This is a genomic window from Halomonas sp. V046, from assembly GCF_052645355.1.
Genome location: NZ_JBQXYF010000009.1, coordinates 242314 through 262746 on the forward strand (window position 1 = coordinate 242314; position 20433 = coordinate 262746).

The 20433-nt window shown below is 63.3% G+C and carries 15 protein-coding genes; 10 read left to right on the forward strand and 5 right to left on the reverse strand.

All coding sequences use genetic code 11. The features are described 5' to 3' along the window. Window positions 1-131: 131 nt before the first annotated feature. The 4 genes from ACUN9Y_RS14310 to ACUN9Y_RS14325 all read left to right on the forward strand — a co-directional run bounded on the left by ACUN9Y_RS14310 (window position 132) and on the right by ACUN9Y_RS14325 (window position 3997). A complete protein-coding gene (locus tag ACUN9Y_RS14310) occupies window positions 132-1106 on the forward strand; it encodes a TRAP transporter substrate-binding protein (protein WP_445461387.1) in 975 nt (324 codons plus the stop codon). Between the two features lie 40 nt (window positions 1107-1146). Then, window positions 1147-1671 (forward strand): TRAP transporter small permease, encoded by a 525-nt coding sequence (locus ACUN9Y_RS14315; RefSeq protein WP_445461388.1) that lies wholly within the window; start codon window positions 1147-1149, stop codon window positions 1669-1671. 2 nt (window positions 1672-1673) lie between these two features. Then, window positions 1674-2966 (forward strand): TRAP transporter large permease, encoded by a 1293-nt coding sequence (locus ACUN9Y_RS14320; RefSeq protein WP_445461389.1) that lies wholly within the window; start codon window positions 1674-1676, stop codon window positions 2964-2966. Between the two features lie 80 nt (window positions 2967-3046). After that, complete coding sequence (locus ACUN9Y_RS14325; RefSeq protein WP_445461390.1) at window positions 3047-3997, forward strand: NAD-dependent epimerase/dehydratase family protein; 951 nt, start codon at window positions 3047-3049, stop codon at window positions 3995-3997. An 89-nt stretch (window positions 3998-4086) separates the two neighbouring features. Here ACUN9Y_RS14325 and ACUN9Y_RS14330 read toward each other — a convergent pair whose 3' ends face one another. Further along, window positions 4087-4704: a DUF938 domain-containing protein gene (locus ACUN9Y_RS14330; protein ID WP_445461391.1), complete on the reverse strand. Its 618-nt coding sequence runs from the start codon at window positions 4702-4704 to the stop codon at window positions 4087-4089. Window positions 4705-4857: 153 nt separating this feature from the next. On the opposite strand from ACUN9Y_RS14330, the gene hutC reads away from it, so the two are divergent. After that, window positions 4858-5577: a histidine utilization repressor gene (gene hutC / locus ACUN9Y_RS14335; protein WP_445461392.1), complete on the forward strand. Its 720-nt coding sequence runs from the start codon at window positions 4858-4860 to the stop codon at window positions 5575-5577. A gap of 79 nt (window positions 5578-5656) precedes the next feature. Here the strand turns inward: hutC and ACUN9Y_RS14340 are convergent, their stop codons facing one another. After that, the gene (locus ACUN9Y_RS14340) at window positions 5657-6982 is read right to left on the reverse strand and encodes a YjiH family protein (protein WP_445461393.1); all 1326 of its coding nucleotides are present in this window, start codon (window positions 6980-6982) and stop codon (window positions 5657-5659) included. Between the two features lie 280 nt (window positions 6983-7262). Between ACUN9Y_RS14340 and hutI the strand changes: the two genes are divergently transcribed. From hutI to ACUN9Y_RS14360, 4 genes are all read left to right on the forward strand, one after another. Further along, on the forward strand, window positions 7263-8477 hold the full coding sequence (gene hutI, locus ACUN9Y_RS14345) for an imidazolonepropionase (protein ID WP_445461394.1): 1215 nt from the start codon (window positions 7263-7265) through the stop codon (window positions 8475-8477). Beyond that, window positions 8470-9462 carry a formimidoylglutamase gene (hutG, locus tag ACUN9Y_RS14350; protein ID WP_445461395.1) on the forward strand — a complete coding sequence of 331 codons (993 nt, stop codon included), beginning with the start codon at window positions 8470-8472 and terminating at the stop codon, window positions 9460-9462. The genes hutI and hutG overlap by 8 nt, the downstream gene beginning before the upstream one ends. 40 nt (window positions 9463-9502) lie before the next feature. After that, on the forward strand, window positions 9503-11194 hold the full coding sequence (gene hutU, locus ACUN9Y_RS14355; RefSeq protein ID WP_445461396.1) for a urocanate hydratase: 1692 nt from the start codon (window positions 9503-9505) through the stop codon (window positions 11192-11194). 858 nt (window positions 11195-12052) lie between these two features. After that, window positions 12053-13831, forward strand: a complete 1779-nt coding sequence (locus ACUN9Y_RS14360) for an ATP-binding cassette domain-containing protein (RefSeq protein ID WP_445461397.1) — start codon at window positions 12053-12055, stop codon at window positions 13829-13831. Between the two features lie 267 nt (window positions 13832-14098). Here the strand turns inward: ACUN9Y_RS14360 and ACUN9Y_RS14365 are convergent, their stop codons facing one another. From ACUN9Y_RS14365 to hrpB, 3 genes are all read right to left on the reverse strand, one after another. After that, window positions 14099-14563, reverse strand: a complete 465-nt coding sequence (locus ACUN9Y_RS14365) for a YchJ family protein (protein WP_445461398.1) — start codon at window positions 14561-14563, stop codon at window positions 14099-14101. 124 nt (window positions 14564-14687) lie between these two features. Next, complete coding sequence (locus ACUN9Y_RS14370) at window positions 14688-15608, reverse strand: glutaminase (RefSeq protein ID WP_445461399.1); 921 nt, start codon at window positions 15606-15608, stop codon at window positions 14688-14690. Window positions 15609-15889: 281 nt separating this feature from the next. Continuing rightward, window positions 15890-18475: an ATP-dependent helicase HrpB gene (gene hrpB / locus ACUN9Y_RS14375; protein WP_445461400.1), complete on the reverse strand. Its 2586-nt coding sequence runs from the start codon at window positions 18473-18475 to the stop codon at window positions 15890-15892. Between the two features lie 353 nt (window positions 18476-18828). On the opposite strand from hrpB, the gene ACUN9Y_RS14380 reads away from it, so the two are divergent. Next, window positions 18829-20214, forward strand: a complete 1386-nt coding sequence (locus tag ACUN9Y_RS14380) for an NCS2 family permease (protein ID WP_445461401.1) — start codon at window positions 18829-18831, stop codon at window positions 20212-20214. The last annotated feature ends 219 nt before the right edge of the window (window positions 20215-20433 follow it).

The following is a 20433-nucleotide window of genomic DNA, read 5'->3' on the forward strand; positions in this document are numbered from 1 at the left end:
GCGCTACCATGGCGCGCCTGCTAGGTTTCTCTCTAACGCTACTCGAACGGCACATCTCGAGTCGTGACACTGCCGAAGCCAAGCCCCGACGACCGCTTCGGACGAACCGCCAACTCTGGGAGACAACCACAATGACAACCCGCACCCTAGCGCCAATGGTACTTGCTGGCGCCTTTAGTCTCGCCGTCGCAGGTCCGGTCAGCGCCGAGGAGATGGCCATCGCCATCCACACCGATCCGTCCCACGCCATGTTCAAGATCGGTGAGCGCCTCAAGGCCAACATCGAAGAGCAGACCGGCGGCGACATCAGCGTCACCCTGCTCGGCACCGAAGTCGGCGGAGAGCGCGACCACCTGGAAGGCGCCAGCTACGGCGAGTACGACATCGCCCTCGGCGGCTCCATGCCGATGACCCTCTATGCCCCGGAGTTTTCCGCCGCCGACCTGCCCTTCGTCTACGACTCCAGCGCCCAGGCACGCAAGATCTACGAGGGCGACATCGGCGAGGCGCTGAACCAGAGCCTGATCGCCAAGGGCAACATGCGTCTGGTCGGGCTGTCGGCGCGCAACCCGCGCAATCTGACCTCCAACTCCCCGGTCACCACCCCGGACGACGTCAGCGGAGTGCGCATGCGGGTCCCCGAGATCGCCCCCTGGGTGACGGTGTGGGGCGAAATCGGCGCCCTACCGAGCCCCATCGCCTGGCCCGAGGTCTACACCTCGCTGCAGACCGGAGTCATCGACATGCAGGAGAACCCGGTCGACAACATCGTCGCCGGCAAGCTGTTCGAGGTTCAGGACTATCTCAGCCGCACCGAGCACGTCTACTCGTTCTTCCACTGGCTGATGAACGAGGACTTCTACCAGGGCCTCTCCGAGGACAACCGCGAGATCGTGCTGGCCGCCATCGACGAGGCCACCGCCTGGGGCGATGAGCTGGTCAGCCAGGGCCAGGCCGAGCTCTATCAACAGCTCGAAGAGCGGGGCATGGAGATCATCGAACCCGACGTCGAGGCCTTCCGCGCCGACGCTCGTCCAGCGGTAGAAACCATCGCCGAGGACTACGATCCCGCGGTGCGCGACTACGTGCTGTCTCTGCTCAAGTGACACCAGCCCCCGCCTCGGCGGGGGCTCCTCGGAGCCCTCCATGACTCATCAATCTCCTCTGGCGCGGGGCGTCGCCGGCTTCTGGTGGCTATTGACCGCCATCGTCGTCGGCGCCTTCAGCCTGATGCTCATCGTCATGGGCATTCAGGTGATTTCACGCTACGCCCTGGGCCTGGCGGTGCCCTGGACCGACGAGGTCTCACGCTACCTGTTCCTGGCCGAGATCTTCCTCGGCTCGGTGCTCGCGCTGCGCTATCAGGAGCACATTCGCATCACCATCGTCACCGACTTGCTACCGGCGGGTGCCCAGCGCGCGGTCGCCATCCTCGCCGATGGCGTCAGCATCCTGGTGCTGGTGATGGTGATGGGCGGCGCCTTCAACATGATGGAGCGCACCGCCGGGGTCTTCGCCAGCACCTTCGATATGAGCTTCTCCTATCTGTACCTGATGCAACTCATCGCCGCCGGCCTGATGGTCCTGCTGCTGATCGAGGATCTGATCCATCGCCTGCGCGGGCAGCCTCGAACGCTTCCCACCGACGCCCCTTCGACCAGGAGTGATTGACCATGGAAATCTTCGCCATCATGTTCATCGGCCTGATCGTGCTACTGATGCTGGGCGTCCCGGTGGCCTTCGCCATGATCGCCTCATCGGCCATCGTGCTGGCCTACACCCGCGGCTTCGCCGACGTGCCACTAGAAATGATCGCCCAGCGCACCCTCTACGGCGTCAATAGCTTCACCCTGCTGGCGATTCCGGCGTTTCTGTTGATCGGCAGGCTGATGAACGCCGCCGGCATCTCGGACCGCGTCTTCGACGTCGCTCGCTGCGCCGTCGGTCACCTGAAGGGTGGGCTCGGCCACGTCAACGTGCTCGCCAGCATGATCTTCGCCGGCATGTCCGGCTCCGCCGTGGCCGACGCCGGTGGCCTTGGCGCAGTCGAAATCAAGGCCATGGAAGACGACGGCTTTCCCACCGACTTCAGCGCCGCGGTCACGGCAAGCTCGGCCACCATCGGCCCGATCATTCCGCCGAGCATCCCCGCGGTCATCTACGGAGCGCTGGCCAACGCCTCCATCGCCGCCATCTTCCTCGGCTCCATTCTGCCGGGGCTGTTCATGGGCCTGGGCCTGATGGTGATGGTGGCGGTGATTTCCCACCGCCGTGGCTACCCCACCCGCGCCAGGGCGACGTTCAGCGAGTTTCTCAAGGCGCTGTCCCGAGGCGTGCTGCCGATGCTGACGCCGGTAATCATCCTGGTCGGCATCCTGTCGGGGCTGTTCACGCCTACCGAAGCGTCGGTCGTGGCGCTGCTGTACTGCATGATCATCTCGTTTTGCGTCTATCGCTCGATCACATTGCGGGAGTTCTTCAACATCCTGCGCGATACCGCCATCGACACCTCGGTGCTGTTGCTGATCATCGCCGGCAGCGCCCTGTACAGCTGGATCCTGGCACGCTACCAGGTGACCGCCCTGGTCGCGGACTTCCTGCTGGCGACGATCAGCGACCCGATGATCCTGCTGCTGCTGCTGAGCCTGTTCATTCTGCTGATCGGCCTGTTCATCGACTCGGTGCCGGCCCTGTTCTTGCTGACGCCGCTGCTGGTGCCGGTGGTCGTCCAGTACGGCATCGACCCGGTGCACTTCGGCGTACTGATGATCTTCAACCTGATGATCGGGCTGATCACGCCACCGGTCGGTACCGTCCTGTTCGCCATCCAGAAGATCACTAACCTGCCGTTCACGGCGCTGGTGCGAGCCACGCTGCCGTTCTACATCCCGCTCGTGATCGTGCTGATCATCATCACGCTGTTCCCGTCCATCGTGATGTTCCTGCCCAACCTGTTGTTGACCTGACGCCTGCGCCGGGCACGGCGGACACACCGTCTGTGCCTTGCCCCGGTCACGCGCCAATTGCTTATCAAGGAGATTTCTTCATGGCCGTTCTGATCACCGGTGGCCTGGGCCACGTCGGTTCCTGGGTCGCCACCCTGCTCGCCCGTCAGGGCAAGAAGGTCATCATCTGCGACATGGCCACGCCCCACGTCGAGCGCATGGGCCTCGACTACCTGATGGAGGTGCGCGACAAGATCCACTTCGAGGCGGTCGACGTGCTCGACACCCATACGCTATTCGAGACCTTTCTGCGCTACCGCGACGAACTCGAAGGCGTGATCCACGGCGTTTCGGTGATCGCCGGCCCGACCTTCCAGACGCGGCCCTTCAAGCATCTCTCGATCAACGCCATGGGCACCCTGAACGTCTACGAGACCTGCCGCCTGCTGGGTATCGACAAGGTCGTCAACATGAGCTCGGGGGCCGTCTACGGGGATGCCGAAGGCCCCCAGCACGAGGCGATGCCCTACAAGGCAACCGACCTGTATGGCGCCACCAAGATCTCAGGCGAGCTCTACGGCGACCAGTACAGCGCCACCTTCGGCATGGATATCCGTCAGGCTCGACTGTTCTTCGTCTACGGCCCCGGCAAGCGCCCTTCCCACATGCATGCGGTCTACCAGGCCATGTTCGGCCCGCTGGAAGGACTACGCGACGTGCGCCCAGACAACGGCCGCGACCAGACCACCGACTGGACCCACGTCGAAGACACCGCCCAGGGCATCATTGAGCTGTTCGACGCCGACAGCGTGCCGCATCGCCACTACAATATTTCCTGCGGTGTGCCGGTGGCCCATCAGACCATCATCGATACCGTCAGCGATATTCTCGGCCACGACAGCGGCATGCGCCTGGGGCCGGGGCCGTTTGTTGTCAGGGGCAGCCCGCTGGACATCACCCGGGCACGGCAAGATCTCGGGTTCGAGCCGAAGTACACCGATATTCGCCAGGGCCTCGAGGACTATCACCGCTGGCTGGCGCAGGCCGAGTGACGCGCGTCACCCACTCGCCGTAAGCGCAAGGCCCGGACCATCACCGGGCCTTGCGTTGTCGCCCTCGCCGGCATCGGCGACGCCCGCCATCAATCACGCCGAAACACCACCGCAAGGTTATTGGCAGGCAACGGCTCGACGCAGACCAATGCCAGGCCATGCGTCCTTGCCTCGGCCTCGACCGCCTCCAGGTCACGCACGCCCCAGCGCGGATCGCGGCGCTTCAGGTCTTGATCGAAGGCGGCGTTGCTGTCTGCGGTATGTTCCCCACCGCGCCGATACGGCCCGTAGAGAAACACGACGCCGCCAGGCGCCAGGTGCACCCCGGCCTTGGCCATCAACGCCTCGGTCACCGCCCAGGGCGAGATGTGGATCAGGTTGATGGCGACCATCGCATCGAGCGGGGCCTCCACGTCATCCCAGGGACTGAGCACATCGCGACGCTCGGCAGGCAGGACATTGGCGAGCCCGGCATGTGCTCGCCAGGCCTCGATGGAGACCAGCGCCTCGCTCGATAGATCGCTCGGCTGCCAGCGCCAGTCGGGATAGGCACCGGCCATATGGATCGCGTGCTCACCGGTGCCGCTGGCGAGCTCGAGGACGTTCGCCCTGTCCGGCAAGTACGTTGCCAGCACCTCACGGATCGGATCGCGGTTACGCGCCGCAGCCGGGCTGTAACGGCGCCCATCGTCGACATCATGGGCCATGCTATTTCCTCCGTGGGTTGGCACCTGAGCGAGAACGAGCCCAGCGCACAGACGCGTACAACAACGGGACTCACAGGTGTTCAAAGTGACCGCCGAGGTTACACTATTCGCTATCCACGCTGAACATTAGCGCTATCAGGAACAGGACGTCACATGGCTCGCACTCCGCCTCGCTATCTGGAAATCCAGCAACACATCCTCGCCAAGATCCAAGGCGGCGAGTGGCCGGTCGAGCACCGCATCCCCGCGGAAGAACAGCTGGCCGACGACTTCAATGTCAGCCGCATGACCGCCAACAAGGCCATTCGCGACCTGGTTCAGCAAGGGTACCTCACGCGTCAGCCGGGCGCCGGCACCTTCGTCACCGAGCGCAAGGCAGAATCGTCGCTGGTCGAAGTCCACAATATCGCCGAGGAGGTCCGCAGCAGAGGCCACACCTACGGCAACCGCATCGAATTGAGCGAGGCCGTCGATGCCAGCGAGGATATCGCCGTGCACCTGGGGCTGCGGCGAGGATCACCGGTATTTCACACCCGCATCGTGCACCTGGAAAACGACATTCCGATCCAGCTCGAGGACCGCTACGTCAACCCACGCCATATGCCGGACTATCTCGACACCGACTTCCATCACCAGACCCCCCACCAGGTCCTGATCCAGGCCTGGCCGATCACCGACATCGAGCATGTGGTCGAGGCCCAGCTGGTCGATGAGCAGACGGCCCGTGCCCTGGAGATTCCCGGCTCATCCCCTTGCCTTTGCCTCTCGCGCCGGACCTGGTCCCACGAACTGCTGATCAGCTACGCCCGACTGATTCACCCCGGCGATCGCTACAAGCTGCGCTCTGCCTGGCGCGCCGAGGGCGTGGCCTGACGGCGGCCGCAAGCGACCAGACAACACGCAAACGGCCGGGCAAGTGAGCCCGGCCGTTTCGTTATCGTGCGCCGCCGCCCTACTGCAGCAGCATGCCCAGCGGGATCGCCATCAGCAGGCTCAACGCGACCCGCACGAACCACACCACTACGATTCGCCACAGTGAAATCGGAATGCTGGTCGCCAGGATGCAAGGAATCGACGCCGAGAAGAACAGCACCCCGGAAACGGACACCACGCCTGCCGCAAAGCGCGCCACGAAGTCGATACCGGCATCGCCTCCGAGCAGCAGGGCCGGCAGGAACATCTCGGCCAGCCCCGCCGCGCTTGCCTGGGCCAGCTCCTGGGCATGTTCGATGCCGAACAGCGCGACGATCGGATAGAACAGCCAGCCAAGCCAGTCGAATACCGGGGTGTACTTGGCCAGCAGCAGCCCGACGAGCCCCACGGACATGATCGAGGGCAGAATACTCATCGCCATCAGCACCCCCTCGCGCAGGGTCTGGCGCACGCTCTGCACCAGGCTCGGCGCGTCTGCGGCGACCGCCACCCCGGTCTTCCACGCCAACGCCAGACGCTGGCCCGGGACGACATCGGGTTCGCCATCGGTGAGCGTGGCATCCATGCCGGTCAGCGGCCACATCCGCGCCGTCACCCCGGTGACGACGAAGGTCACCACCAGGGTCAGCCAGAAGTATTGGTTCCACACCGTCATCAGATCCAGCGACTTGGCCACGATGACCATGAACGGCGCCGACACCGTCGAGAAGCCGGTCGCGATGATCGCCGCCTCCCGGGCCGAATATTGCCCCGCGCAATAGGCGCGGTTGGTGATCAACAGGCCGATCGAGTAGCTGCCGACAAACGACGCCACGGCATCGATCGCGCTGCGCCCCGGCGTACGCCAGATGGGGCGCATGATCGGCTGAACCAGGACACCGATGAGCTCCAGCAAGCCATAGCTGATCAGCAAGGCCAGAAAGATCGCGCCGATCGGCACGATCAGCCCCACAGTCACCACCAGCTTGTCGAACAGAAACGGCAGCATGTCCGGTTCCTGCAGCAGCGCCGGGCCCATGCCGGTAAGCGCCATGACGCCGGCGACGACACCAAACAGCTTGAGCACCGTGAACAGCGTGTCGGTGACGCTGCGCCGCCAATGCCCGGTGATCAAGGGATATAGCGCTCCCGCCACGATCAGGGCCATGGCATAGAGCCCGGTGTAATCCCCCAAGGCCTCTCGCACCACACCGACCATGTGGTCCAGCGGGATCGTCGAACGTGCGTTGTAAGTCACGGGAATGAAGAAGATGAAGATGCCGAGCAGACTCGGAACAAAGAGCCGCAGGACGGTCGCAAGTGACACGCGCCGGATCGGCGCCTGAGTCGCGGGGGGATTGGCCATGGCATGAACCTCATGAAGAACGGACCTGGGTCCTTTTTGTATATACATACACGATAGAGGACTTCGGCATTCACGAGAACTGCCAGGCACTAGACCATGGTCTAAGACAGCGATCATCGACCACGAACCATCGATGATTTTTCTGAGATTATCGCTTTTTATCAACCAGATATCGACGCACGCGTATTGGACCACAAGCAAGAGGCATACCCGGACATAACTTGACGTCTACGTTCGTAGCGTATATTTGTATATACAATATACCGCAACGGAGAGCCGCATGCCCACGACCGATACCACTCGCCGTCTATGGCGAGACGTCAGCGTCTTCGACGGCCTGTCGACGCTCCCCGAGCCCATGACCGTCATTACCCAGGGCCCGTGCATCGAAACGATCGCGCCTTCTTGCGAGCTCTCCGCCGAGCCCTGCGCCGGAACCATCGACATGGGAAGCGGCGGGGTCATGACACCAGGGCTGATCGACTGCCACACGCACCTGGTGTTCGGCGGCCAGCGCGCCGGCGAATTCGAGAGCCGCCTGGAAGGCGTCAGCTACGCAGAGATCGCGCGTCAAGGCGGCGGCATTCTGGGCACCGTCAAGGCCACCCGTGATGCCAGCGACGAGACGCTGTATGACGCCGCCGCCAAGCGCTTGATGGCGATGATCGACGACGGCGTCACCACCGTGGAGATCAAGTCCGGCTACGGCTTGAGCGTCGAGCATGAGCTGCGCATGCTGCGCATCGCCCGCCGGCTCGGCAACGAGTTGCCGGTTCGCGTCACCACCACCCTGCTGGCTGCCCACGCCGTGCCCCCGGAGTTCAAGGGCGATCCCGATGGCTACATCGACCTGGTATGCCAGGAGATCCTGCCCCGGGCCAGCCGCGAAGGCCTGGCCGATGCGGTCGATGTATTCTGCGAGAACATCGCCTTCGACCTTGATCAGTGCCGACGCGTGTTCGAGGCGGCGAAGGCCCACGGCTTGCCGGTCAAGGCCCACGCCGAACAGCTATCGCTGATGGGAGCCTCCCGCCTGACCGCCCAGTACGCGGGGCTCTCCGCAGACCATATCGAGTACCTCGACGACGCAGGCATCGACGCCATGGCCGCCGCCGGCTGCGTGGCCGTGCTGCTACCTGGTGCCTTCCACACCCTGCGTGAAACCCGATGTCCGCCGATCGCGGCGCTACGCGCCGCCGGCGTTCCGATGGCGGTGTCCTCGGACGCCAACCCGGGCACATCGCCGATCTTCTTTCCGACCCTGATGCTCAATCTCGCCTGCACGCTGTTCCGGCTCACCCCCCAGGAGGCTCTGGCGGGCATGACCCGCCATGCCGCCCAGGCGCTGGGCGAGTCGCGCCTCGGGCACCTGACCCCAGGTGCCACCGCCGATCTCTGCGTCTGGAACGTCGAAAGCCCGGCGGAACTGGCCTACGCCGTGCAGCCGGGGCGCCTGCGCCACCGTCTGCTGGAGGGAGTGCTCACCCATGGATGATCGGTGCACACCCGACCAAGGGCCGGCCAAGCAGGCTTCCACGGCCTTCACGCCCCCCGACATGGGGATCTGGCAGGGCCGCGAGGACCCCGAACCCGACAGCGAGCGCTGGCACCAGCGCATCGCGCCCTATCATCACGATGCAGAGCCCGGCGTGGTGCTGCTCGGCTTCGCCAGCGATGCCGGGGTGGCACGCAACCAGGGGCGCGTCGGTGCCGCCGATGCCCCCCAGGCCATTCGCCGTGCCCTGGCCCCCATGGCCTGGCATCGCAGCGGCCCGGCCTTCGATGGTGGTGACGTCTCCTGTCAGGGCGACAACCTGGAGCAGGCCCAAGCCGAGCTCGGCGACCGCATCGCGCCTCTACTCGACGCCGGTCAGTTGCCTGTCGTGCTCGGCGGTGGCCACGAAGTCGCCTATGCCAGCTGGCTCGGCCTGTCACAGCACCTGAGGGGCCGTGAACGGCGTCCCGTGGTGGGCATCATCAACCTCGACGCCCACTTCGATCTGCGCGACCCGGCCGTCACGACCTCGTCCGGCACCCCTTTTGCCCAGATCGCCAACGACTGCGCCAGGTTGCGCTGGCCTTTTCGCTACGCCTGCCTCGGCGTCAGCGAGGCCGCCAACACCAAGGCCCTGTTCGACACCGCCAGGCGTCTCAGGGTGCTGGTCCACCAGGACCGCGAGTTCCGCGACAGCCGCATCGCCACCATCACGCGTGACGTTCAGCGCCTGGTCGCCAGCTGTGACCACCTCTATCTGAGTATCGACATGGACGTCTTCCCGGCCAGCGACGCTCCCGGGGTCAGCGCCCCGGCTTCCCGCGGCGTGATCCTGCCCCACTTCGAGCCGATCCTCGACTGCCTGCGGCAAAGCGGCAAGGTTCGGCTCATCGATATCGCCGAGGTCAATCCGGCATATGACATCGACCAGCGGACGGCCCGACTCGCCGCCCGGCTGGTCCATCAACTGACCCGCGGCCACTAGTCGCCACGCCTTCTGCACCCACCACCATCACGAGATAGCCATGAACCCGATCACTCCGCCCAAGACCGACCGTCACGATCCGACTCGCCGTATCGCGGCCGACACCGGCACCGACCTGTCGTGCAAAAGCTGGCTGACCGAAGCCGCCCTACGCATGCTGATGAACAACCTTCACCCCGACGTCGCCGAGCGTCCGGAAGAGCTGGTGGTGTACGGCGGCATCGGCCGCGCCGCGCGCAACTGGGAATGCTTCGACAAGATCGTCGAGGTGCTCAAGCGTCTCGAGGACACCGAAACCCTGCTGGTGCAGTCCGGCAAGCCGGTCGCGGTGATCCCGACGCACAAGGATGCACCGCGTGTGTTGATCGCCAACTCCAACCTGGTGCCGGCCTGGGCCAACTGGGAGCACTTCAACGAACTGGATAAGAAAGGCCTGATGATGTACGGCCAGATGACCGCCGGGTCCTGGATCTACATCGGCTCCCAGGGCATCGTCCAGGGCACCTACGAAACCTTCGTCGAAGCCGGTCGCCAGCACTTCGCCGGCAACCTCACCGGTCGCTGGGTGCTGACGGCAGGCCTGGGTGGCATGGGGGGGGCTCAGCCGCTGGCGGCGACCCTGGCCGGCGCCTGCTCGCTGAACATCGAATGCCAGCAGTCCAGCATCGACTTCCGTCTGCGTACTCGCTATGTCGACGAGCAGGCGAGCGATCTCGACGACGCCCTGGCGCGCATCGACAAGTACACCCAGGAAGGCAAGGCGATTTCCATCGCGCTCTGTGCCAACGCCGCCGAGGTGCTGCCGGAACTGGTCAGGCGCGGCGTCCAGCCGGACATGGTGACCGATCAGACCAGTGCCCACGACCCGCTGCACGGCTACCTGCCGGCGGGCTGGACCTGGGACGAATACGTCGCCCGCGCCCAGACCGAACCAGACGTCGTGGTCAAGGCCGCCAAGCAGTCCATGGCGGTCCACGTTCAGGCCATGCTCGACTTCCAGAAGATGGGCGCACCGACCTTCGACTACGGCAACAACATCCGTCAGATGGCCCAGGAAGAAGGCGTCGCGAATGCCTTCGACTTCCCCGGCTTCGTGCCCGCCTACATCCGTCCGCTGTTCTGCCAGGGTATCGGCCCGTTCCGCTGGGTGGCGCTATCCGGCGATCCTGAAGACATCTACAAGACCGACGCCAAGGTCAAGGAACTGCTGCCCGACGACAAGCACCTGCACAACTGGCTCGACATGGCCCGCGAGCGCATCAGCTTCCAGGGTCTGCCGGCGCGTATCTGCTGGGTGGGGCTGAAGGATCGCGTGCGTCTCGGCCAGGCCTTCAACGAGATGGTCAAGAGCGGAGAGCTCAAGGCACCCATCGTGATCGGCCGCGACCACCTGGACTCCGGCTCGGTGGCAAGTCCCAACCGCGAGACCGAGGCGATGCTGGACGGCTCCGACGCCGTCTCCGACTGGCCGCTGCTCAATGCCCTGGCCAATACCGCCGGCGGCGCGACCTGGGTCTCGCTGCACCACGGTGGTGGCGTGGGCATGGGCTTTTCCCAGCACGCCGGTGTGGTCATCGTCGCCGACGGTAGCGACGACGCCCACACCCGCCTCGGCCGCGTGCTGCGCAACGACCCGGCCAGCGGCGTCATGCGCCATGCCGACGCCGGCTACGACATCGCCAAGCAGTGCGCGCGTGAAAACGGCCTCGACCTGCCGATGCTGCAGGACTGAGCCTGACGCCCTCTGCCAAGCGACACCGTCTGCGCCATGCGCAAACCACTGGCCGCCCTATCGGGCGGCCTTTTCCTGGTAGTCGATGCCGCATGTCGGCATCGGGGAGCGATCGCGGCTGCCAACATCGGCTCCACGGCCGCCTTCGTTGCCTGTCGCTTTGGACCTGTCGCCTGACGGCACCCGTCGCGCCTGCATCGGCGCCCCTTCGCTCTCGCGACAGGCCATCTGGCCCGGTTCGCTGAGACGGGCCAATACAAGGCCACCTCGATGCATCCCCCCCGGGATCAACACCTCAACCAGGCATGACACCACACCAGCAGGGAGCGCGGTAATGTCTTACGCCGATCAACGCGTGTAAGAGATATGGGATATCCCACAATGCGTGACGCTCGTACCCTTGGTCTCTTGGTGATGACGAAAGGTGAATGAGTCCAAGTGAGTGAGTCTCGCCGGTACACCCTGATCATCGGCAAGCCACGCCACCAGTCGAGTTCTTGGCTGAGGCGAAGCGCCTTCATTGTGCGAGCTGTTCTGCCTCGCCTTTGTGCTACCCCCAGCCTCCCAGTTACATCCGCCCGACATCGCCGTCCATCGTCAAGGTACTGGCCGATGATGGGTCCAACGCAGAGGAGCGAAACGGCAACGTTGTTGGCCAAGCCAATCACGAACCACCTGGCACGCGCCGAGCCTGTCCATCTGAAGCCCCCCGCGGCCAAGTCCCCCGGGACTGCCCACCAAAAGCCCCACTCGCTCACACCGGGCTTCGCTGCAAGAACCAACCAGAGTTATCTCACAAGCGAGTTATCCATCGCACGAGACCGGGTAACCAGGGCACCCAAAACATAGAGATGCCGTATGAAAAGCTTTTACGATGACATTAGTCGCTTCATTAGAGCCCTAAACTTATCAAACTGCCCCAAGCGGCTAAAGCTATTTCTTTCATTACTTGCATTGCTATCAACCCTTAGTTCCCTTCTAACCGTTGCCCAACCACTCCTGTACATGGAGATTATCGATAGCATCGCTGGCTCCGCCCAACGACTGCATGACCTACCAACCAGAAGCATAATCCTAATATATGGCACATGCTTTGTCGTTGCAAAAGTTATTGACGAACTTTGGAAGTCCGTATTCACCGACTTTACTCTTTCTGCGCAACGACATCTTGCTGACCGGGCCTTCGACCATATAATAAGATTACCAAGCTCTTTTTTCCTGGGAAAGGAAAAGCATACATTACCCGAAATAATATCGAAAGCACGATATGGCACCCATGAAATAGTTTCAGTAGCATTAGAGACAATAATTCCGGTAACGCTGGAGTTCCTGCTAGTCGCCACCATCGTATTCTTCCTTTTCCCAGGATCCGTATTTGCCATTCTATTAACCTCGATCGTCTTGCTCGTCGCTATAGCTATCGGCGGATCGGAGAAAATAAGGCCATGGCAAAGAGCCTTTACAGAAGAAAACAACAAAACACACCAAGTGCTGGGAGAGATACTCGCCTCTGAAGAGACCGTAAAGTCATTCAACATGGAAAAAAAGTTAAAAGAAAAGTATTTTACACACATGTCAATTTTTGAAGAGCATTGCACCAAGTTCTTTCGATGGTCCGCTTTCATCGGTTCGATGCAGGTTTTGGCCATCGGTGGAGCACTAACCCCTATAATGCTAATATCTCTTAACTTGCTCGAGAGTGGATCTATAACTCTTGGCGCATTCGTCATGATAAACGTGTTGACGATACAGCTCATTATGCCGCTAAGAAGATTAGCTTTCGCTTATCGACAAATCAAGGAAAGCGCTGTCGACATAGAGCAACTGGACAACATCTTGTCGATCCCAATGGAAACCGACAGAGATGGTTACGAAAGAGATCATATAAAGCTTGATGCCTGCTCCATAACATTCGAAAATGTCGACTTCGCCTATACCAACAAGAACAACATCCTTGATGACATTTCTTTTACCGTACCCGAGGGAATGACGTATGCCATTGTTGGTGCATCCGGCGCAGGAAAATCCACGATAGCCAAGCTGATTATGCGACATTACGATATCTCCAAGGGAGACATACTGCTAGGAGGTTGTAGCCTTTCAAACGTCTCCAGAGACGCCGCGAGAAACTCTATCGGAGTCGTATCCCAAGATATCACGCTATTCAATGATACCTTGAGATTCAACCTTGATTTTGGCGAAGCATCGCCAGACGCATTGCTGATGGATGCATTGGCGTCCGTCGACCTTGAACATTTTGTCAGATCACTTGACGACGGGCTCAACACAATCGTTGGCGATCGAGGAATGAAATTATCAGGCGGACAACGTCAACGAATAGGCATTGCACGGGCCGTATTAAAAAACCCAAGACTCATGATCTTTGATGAGGCAACTTCCTCCCTAGACATGAACACCGAGAGGACTGTCTCAAAAAACATCAACATGGTATCAAAAGGGATAACCACCATTATGATTGCTCATCGTTTATCCACTATTATCAATGCCGACAAAATCCTGGTTCTCCATCGCGGAAAAATTGCATCAACGGGAACTCATGACGAGTTAATAGCAACTTGCCAAATATATCAGGAGCTTTACAATGGCACGCCCCCAACCTGTCGACCAACGTCGTAGCAACCTCATCAACTTGATCGCCAAGCCACAAACGACACCCATCCTGACATAAGCGGCACGCGAGGCGGCGCCGGACCAGTCAAACCGTGCTGGTCGTTGGCGCAACGCGCAGCCACCTAACAGACCGACGAGAACCGGACATGCCTTCGGTGTGGGAAATGATGCAGGATAGGTGAGCCAGGTGCTGGTGGGAGAGCATGTGGTACAGGGCGTAGGGCATACGTATCGCCGAAGCGACACCACTGCTAACGCACCAGCGAGCATGACTCAACGCCCACAGCAAGCCTTGAACTTGCGCTGGCTGCCACAGGGGCAAGAGTCATTGCGGCCCGGCTTGAGACGCTCGACTCGGGGGGCGCCGTCAAGATAGAGCCAACGTCCCTGTTCTCGCGTGAAGCGAGAATCCTCCTCGAGCACGCCCCAGCGCTGGCGACGCCCTGCGCCTTCGGTGAAGGTGGCACGAAAGTGCACTCGGCCACTGTCGCCCTGCATCGACGACGCCAGCACCTCAAGCCGCTTCCACTCGGTCCCGTCGTCGGACACCACCGCCGGCCTGCTGTCGGGATGCCAGGTTTCCCTGAGATAATCGTCCAGCCCCAGCGCAAAGGCGCTGTAGCGGGATCGCATCAGGGCCTCGGGGGTCGTGGCGCAGGCGCCCTGGTGAAGCGGTTGGCAGCACCGTGGCAGCGCCAGTCCACTGCCGCAGGGGCAGCGCGTCTCGGGGGTGGACATCAGATAGCCTTTAGCGTGAGAGAGCCTTTAGCGTGAGAGAGCCTTCAGCGTGAAAGAGCGAGAAAAAACGTGACAGATCGAGGCGAGCCGCCCTATCGGGCGCTGGACACGCCGCCGCGGGCCATCAGGAAAACACCGACCACCCGGTGTCCCGAGACAGCCGCTCCAGGGCCGCGGTGCCCTGCTGGGAGTTGCCGTAGCGATCGAGCCCCGGGGACCACACCGCAATCGACGCGACATTGGGTACCACCGCCATGATGCCGCCGCCGACACCGCTCTTGCCAGGGAAACCGACCCGGTAGGCGAAGGCGCCGGAGCCGTCGTAGTGACCACAGGTCATCATCAGCGCATTGATCGAGCGCACTCGCTCGATCCCGATCATGCGTTGCCCGGCGAAGCCACCACACAGAAATCTCGCGGCCCGTGCCAGCTGGGCGGTGGTCATCTCGATGGCGCAATGGTGGAAGTAGGTCCCGAGGACCTTGTCACAGCTATTGTGGAGGTTGCCGCAAGAGCGCAGAAAGTGGGCCAGGGCGAAATTACGATCCCCGGTGGCATACTCCGAGCGAGCGACGCTGTCATTGATGTGGATATCGCCATCCTCGGCGGCCTCTCGCAGAAACAGCAGAATTTCCCCGAGGGTATCGCGTGGTGCGTTGCTGCCGAGTACCGCATCGGTAGTGACAATCGCACCGGCATTGATGAACGGGTTGCGCGGGATGCCGTCTTCCACCTCCAACTGCACGATGGAGTTGAACGCCCTGCCCGACGGCTCCTTGCCGACCCGCTCCCACAGCCCATCACCGAAACGGCCAAGCGCCAGCGCCAGGGTGAACACCTTCGACACGCTTTGAATCGAGAAACCGACGCCGACATCCCCGGCGTGGTACTCGCGACCATCGACGCAGCACACGCTGATCGCAAACTGCGCGGGATCGACGCAGGCAAGCTCGGGAATATAGCTCGCGACCCGGCCCCAATCGGCGTGTCGGCGAGCGTCACCGTTGATCTGTTCAAGCAGTGCGGGCAGAAGATCGGCGGACATGGACGGACTCTGGATCTGTGTGAAACAAGATGGACTGGGCGAGCCGGACACCCGCCGAGCCGCCAGGAGAGGCGGCGATGGTCGCGCCGGGCGGCGGGCCTGTCAAGACGACGGCGATCCCGCCGCGGGCGACCAGGACCCAAGCCGCCCAGGCATCACGACCCGGGCATCACCACCCAGGCATCACCACCCGGGCATCACCACCCAGGCATCACGACCCAGGCATCACGACCCAGGCATCACCATCCGGGCATCACCACCCAGGCATCACCACCCGGGCATCAACGCCGACGCTGGGTGCGCATGGTCGCCACCGCGGTGAACGGGTCCTCCGGCCACGGATGCCTGGGATAGCGACCGCGCATTTCCTTGCGCACCTCGGGGTAGGCATTACGCCAGAAGCTGTCCAGATCCGAGGTCACCGCCAGCGGCCGGCGCGCCGGCGACAGCAGCTCCAGGCGCACCGCGACGCGGCCGGCGACGATCCGCGGTGTCTGCCGACAGCCAAACAGGGCCTGTAGTTTCGCCGCCAGCACCGGGACCACGCGCGCGCCGGCCTTGTCATCGCTACCGCCAGCGCCGCTCCCCGGCAGCCCGGTGCCGTTGTCGGCTTGACCCTCCAGGTCATACCGCACGGCCGCGCTATCGCCGCTCGGCAATGGCAGGCGCGGCGGTGCCAGCTCATCGAGCCTGGCGGCCAATGGCCATGGCAGGCGTCTGGCCAACAGCTCGCTCCAGGGCAAGGCCTCGACCTGATCGAAGCGAGATAGCGCCTCCAGGGTCGGACCGAGCCACTCGTCCAGATCACTCATCAGGACGGCGTCGGACAAATCCGGCCATTGTGGCGTTGGCTCCGAGTGCAGAGGGTTCTCGCGCAGCAGCTGTACGCGCCGACGCAGGGTCTCGGCCGCCGCATCAAGGGGCAGCCGTTCCCGCCGGCGCAGTGCGTCCAGCAAGGCCTCGCGACGGGCATCCGGGCTCGGCGGGCCGGCCAGGGGCCGACGCGCCAGCACCACCGCACCGACACCCTGAACCTGGTCGCCGATCAACCGGCCTTCACGCTCGGACCATGCCAGTTGCTGCCGCCACCGCAGCGACTCGGGGAAGGCCTCGACAACATTCTCGCGGGAAACCCGCACGCCGCGAAACAGCCTCGCCTCGCGGGGATCGCCGTCCACCTCCACGGCAATCAAAAAATCGGCATGGGCCAGGACGTCGTCCGCCGCCACGCTGACAAGCCCTCCGCCGACCAGACGAAAGCGGCCTGGGGTCACTTGTTGCGCCAGCCGATCCGGGTAGGCGCCGATCAGCAAGGGCCCAAGCCCGCCCGCGAGATCCGCGCCGGAGGCCTGCTCGAGGCGAACGCTTCCGCGGCTGGCAAGGCGTTTAGCCTCACGCCGCCACTGGGGGCTCGGCGAAGAGCCAGGCCCCGTCGGGGCAAGGCAGTCGGCCAGAATCGCGGCAAGATCACGCCGACGCGACTTGTCGCCGCCCTCGAGCAATGCCGCCAGGGCGCAGGCCAGCGCCAGCAGCGCTTCATCACCTCGGCCGCCACCGGCGCCCTTCCCCGCGGCGCGCTCGAGCATTGCGGCGAGCCGCGGATGGGTCGGCCAACGCACGGCCCTTCGCCCAAGCTCGGTGAGACCAAAGCGTTCATCGATCAGACCTAGCCGGCGCAAGAGATCTCGCCCGGCCGCCAGGGCGGCGGTCCCTGGCGGGGTGACCCAACTCAGTTGATCGGCGGATTTCACCCCCCAGCGGGCAAGCTCGAAGGCCAGCCCCGACAGGTCGGCCTGACGAATTTCCGGCTCGGCGTGGGGCACCAAGGGGTGCTCTTCGGCCCATAGGCGCACACACAGCCCCGGCCCCTGGCGCCCGGCGCGGCCGCGGCGCTGATCGGCGCTGGCACGATTGACGCGGCGCGTCTCGAGCCGGGTCAGTCCGGTGCGCGGCGCGAACACCGGCCCCCGTTCGAAGCCGGCATCGACGACCAGGCGCACACCATCCACGGTCACGCTGGACTCGGCGATGGCGGTGGACAAGACCACGCGCCGCTTGCCACCGGCGAGGGGCGTCAGCGCCCGGCGCTGTTCTTCCAGTGGCAGACGACCATGCAGGGGCAGTACGCAGAGGTCCGGGCGACGGGCCTTGAGCTCCTTGAAAAGGCGCTCGATCTCGCGCACCCCGGGGAGAATCACCAGGCCATCACCACCGGCCTCATCGAGAGCACCTAGCACCGTCCTGGCCTGGTGCTCCGCGGCGTCCATTCGACTCGGCGTCGGGCGATAGCGGGTCGTGACAGGGTACTGGCGACCCGCACAGTCGATGACCGCGACGTCCTGACCCAGGACTCCCTTGAGCGCGGCGACATCGAGGGTCGCCGACATCACCACCAGGCGCAGGTCATCGCGCAGCCCTTGCTGCGCGTCCAGCGCCAGCGCGAGGCCAAGATCCGCCTCGAGGCTGCGCTCATGAAACTCATCGAACAGCACGCCAGCCACGCCCTCGAGCATCGGGTCATGTTGCAACATCCGCGACAGCACGCCCTGGGTCACCACTTCGAGCCGGGTGCTGCCGCTGACACGGCTCTCGCCGCGCATGCGGTAGCCGACCGTCTGCCCCACCTCTTCGCCCAAGGCCTGTGCCATGTAGCCCGCCGCCAGGCGCGCAGCCACGCGGCGCGGCTCCAGCAACAGCAGCCGCTGGCCACGACACCACTCGGCGTCGAGCAGATCCAGGGGGACCCGTGTGGTCTTGCCCGCCCCGGGTTCGGCCACCAGCAGCAGGCGGACGTCGGTGGCGAGCGCACGGCGAATGCTCGACAGGTGGGCATCGATCGGCAACGACGTGGCAACAGGTGACGACATGATGACTCGGCAGTCTGGAGGGAGGGAAAGACGTTACAACACTCGCGCATGAGCGCGACGCCAGGAGCGAACCCGTGGCCGTTATCACGCCCGGCGCCATGGTATCACGGCGCGGCTGGTGCATTGGGTCAGGCCTTCGACATGGCAATTTCGTATACAACAAGAAGCAAAACTGTTGCCTGTTCTGCCATTTCTTGTCTACGCTGTGCTTCGTCACTTTCTGACCGAAAGGTCAGTTTTTAGATCGGCGAATGCTGCTGCTCTACGCTGAGCTGCCGCTCCATCGCCATGGCGAGGACCGCGTCGGTGAGCGGTCCAGCCAACACAATCACAACAAGCACAGGACTCATGGCATGACTCAGACGACAACGTCGGGCCCTCAGGCAACGGCCTCCGAGCCGTCCTCCCGCGGCGCTTCCAGTGAGGCGCCCTCGGCCCTGGACCGCTATTTCAATATCAGCCGGCGCGGCTCCTCGGTGAAGACCGAAGTCCTCGCGGGCATCGCCACCTTCCTCGCCGGGATGTACATCATCGTGGTCAACCCGGCGGTGCTGTCCGACGCCGGCATCCCGTTCTCCGCCGCGCTATCTGCGACCGTGGTCATCAGCTTCCTGAGCAGCCTGGCCATGGGCCTGTACGCCCGCAACCCGATCCTCGTGGCGCCGGGCATGGGCATGAACGCGCTGTTCACCTATACGCTGGTGCTCGGCGCCGGCCTGTCCTGGGAGGTCGCACTGGGCTGCGTGTTCTGGTCCGGGGTGATGTTCGCGGTGCTGGCTCTGTTCAACGTGCGCGAAGCCATCATCGAGGCCATCCCGCCCTCGCTACGCTATGCCATCACCTGCGGCATCGGCCTGTTCATCACCTTCATCGGCCTGAAGAACGCCGGCTTCATCGTCGCCAGTCCCGCCACGCTGGTGAGCCTCGGCACTCTCGATGCCGGTCTTGCGACCTTCTTCATTGGCCTGATCGCCACCGCCGTGCTGGTGATCCGCGGCTACAACGGCGCCCTGATTCTGGGCATCGCCATCACCACGCTGCTGGCGGCGCCGATGGGGCGCCTCTGGGGAGACGACGTCATGGTCGCCTGGAACGGCCTGGCGGCCTGGCCGGACTTCTCGGCGGTGATGCAGGTGGATATCCTCGGCGCCCTCAAGGTCGCCTACCTGCCGTTCATCTTCGTCATGCTGTTCACCAACTTCTTCGATGCCCTGTCCTGCTTCATGGCACTGTCGGAGTCGGCCAACCTCAAGGACAAGAACGGCAATCCGCGCAACCTCAAGCGCTCGATGACGGTGGACGCCTTCGCCTCGATGATCGCCGCTCCGCTCGGTACCAGCGCCGCCCAGACCTTCATCGAATCCGGCGCAGGCGTCGCCCAGGGCGGGCGCACCGGCCTCACCGCGGTGGTGATCGCGCTGCTGTTCCTGCCGTTTCTGTTTCTGTCACCGCTGCTGTCACTGGTGCCGGGCATCGCCACCTCGCCGGCCCTGGTACTGGTCGGGCTGTTCATGATGGCGCCGATCAGCAAGATCGACTGGAGCCGCTTCGAAGAAGCCTTCCCCGCCTTCCTGGCGATCATCCTGATGCCGCTGACCTACTCCATCACCCTCGGCATCGCCTTCGGCTTCATGAGCTTCGTGTTGATCAAGCTCGCCACCGGCAAGGTATCCGAGATCAAACCCGCCATGTGGGTGTCCGCGGCGTTGGCCTTGGTGATGTTAATCACCGCACAGTAAGAGGCGATGTTAATCACCGCACAGTAAGAGGCGATGTTAATCACCGCACAGTAAGAGGCGATGTTAATCACCGCACGGTAAGAGCAGATGCCAATCACCGCACGGTAAGAGCAGATGCCAATCACCGCACGGTAAGAGCAGATGCCAATCACCGCACGGTAAGAGCAGATGCCAATCACCGCACGGTAAGAGCAGATGCCAATCACCGCACGGTAAGAG

Excerpts from the sequence above, each read along its gene's own strand:
- ACUN9Y_RS14330 (WP_445461391.1), bottom strand. The coding sequence starts at position 4,704 with ATGGCCCATGATGTCGACGATGGGCGCCGTTACAGCCCGGCTGCGGCG.
- ACUN9Y_RS14315 (WP_445461388.1), top strand. The coding sequence starts at position 1,147 with ATGACTCATCAATCTCCTCTGGCGCGGGGCGTCGCCGGCTTCTGGTGG.
- hutC (WP_445461392.1), top strand. The coding sequence starts at position 4,858 with ATGGCTCGCACTCCGCCTCGCTATCTGGAAATCCAGCAACACATCCTC.
- ACUN9Y_RS14370 (WP_445461399.1), bottom strand. The coding sequence starts at position 15,608 with ATGTCCGCCGATCTTCTGCCCGCACTGCTTGAACAGATCAACGGTGAC.
- ACUN9Y_RS14325 (WP_445461390.1), top strand. The coding sequence starts at position 3,047 with ATGGCCGTTCTGATCACCGGTGGCCTGGGCCACGTCGGTTCCTGGGTC.
- ACUN9Y_RS14365 (WP_445461398.1), bottom strand. The coding sequence starts at position 14,563 with ATGTCCACCCCCGAGACGCGCTGCCCCTGCGGCAGTGGACTGGCGCTG.
- hutU (WP_445461396.1), top strand. The coding sequence starts at position 9,503 with ATGAACCCGATCACTCCGCCCAAGACCGACCGTCACGATCCGACTCGC.
- ACUN9Y_RS14360 (WP_445461397.1), top strand. The coding sequence starts at position 12,053 with ATGAAAAGCTTTTACGATGACATTAGTCGCTTCATTAGAGCCCTAAAC.
- hutG (WP_445461395.1), top strand. The coding sequence starts at position 8,470 with ATGGATGATCGGTGCACACCCGACCAAGGGCCGGCCAAGCAGGCTTCC.
- ACUN9Y_RS14380 (WP_445461401.1), top strand. The coding sequence starts at position 18,829 with ATGACTCAGACGACAACGTCGGGCCCTCAGGCAACGGCCTCCGAGCCG.
- hutI (WP_445461394.1), top strand. The coding sequence starts at position 7,263 with ATGCCCACGACCGATACCACTCGCCGTCTATGGCGAGACGTCAGCGTC.
- ACUN9Y_RS14310 (WP_445461387.1), top strand. The coding sequence starts at position 132 with ATGACAACCCGCACCCTAGCGCCAATGGTACTTGCTGGCGCCTTTAGT.
- ACUN9Y_RS14340 (WP_445461393.1), bottom strand. The coding sequence starts at position 6,982 with ATGGCCAATCCCCCCGCGACTCAGGCGCCGATCCGGCGCGTGTCACTT.
- ACUN9Y_RS14320 (WP_445461389.1), top strand. The coding sequence starts at position 1,674 with ATGGAAATCTTCGCCATCATGTTCATCGGCCTGATCGTGCTACTGATG.
- hrpB (WP_445461400.1), bottom strand. The coding sequence starts at position 18,475 with ATGTCGTCACCTGTTGCCACGTCGTTGCCGATCGATGCCCACCTGTCG.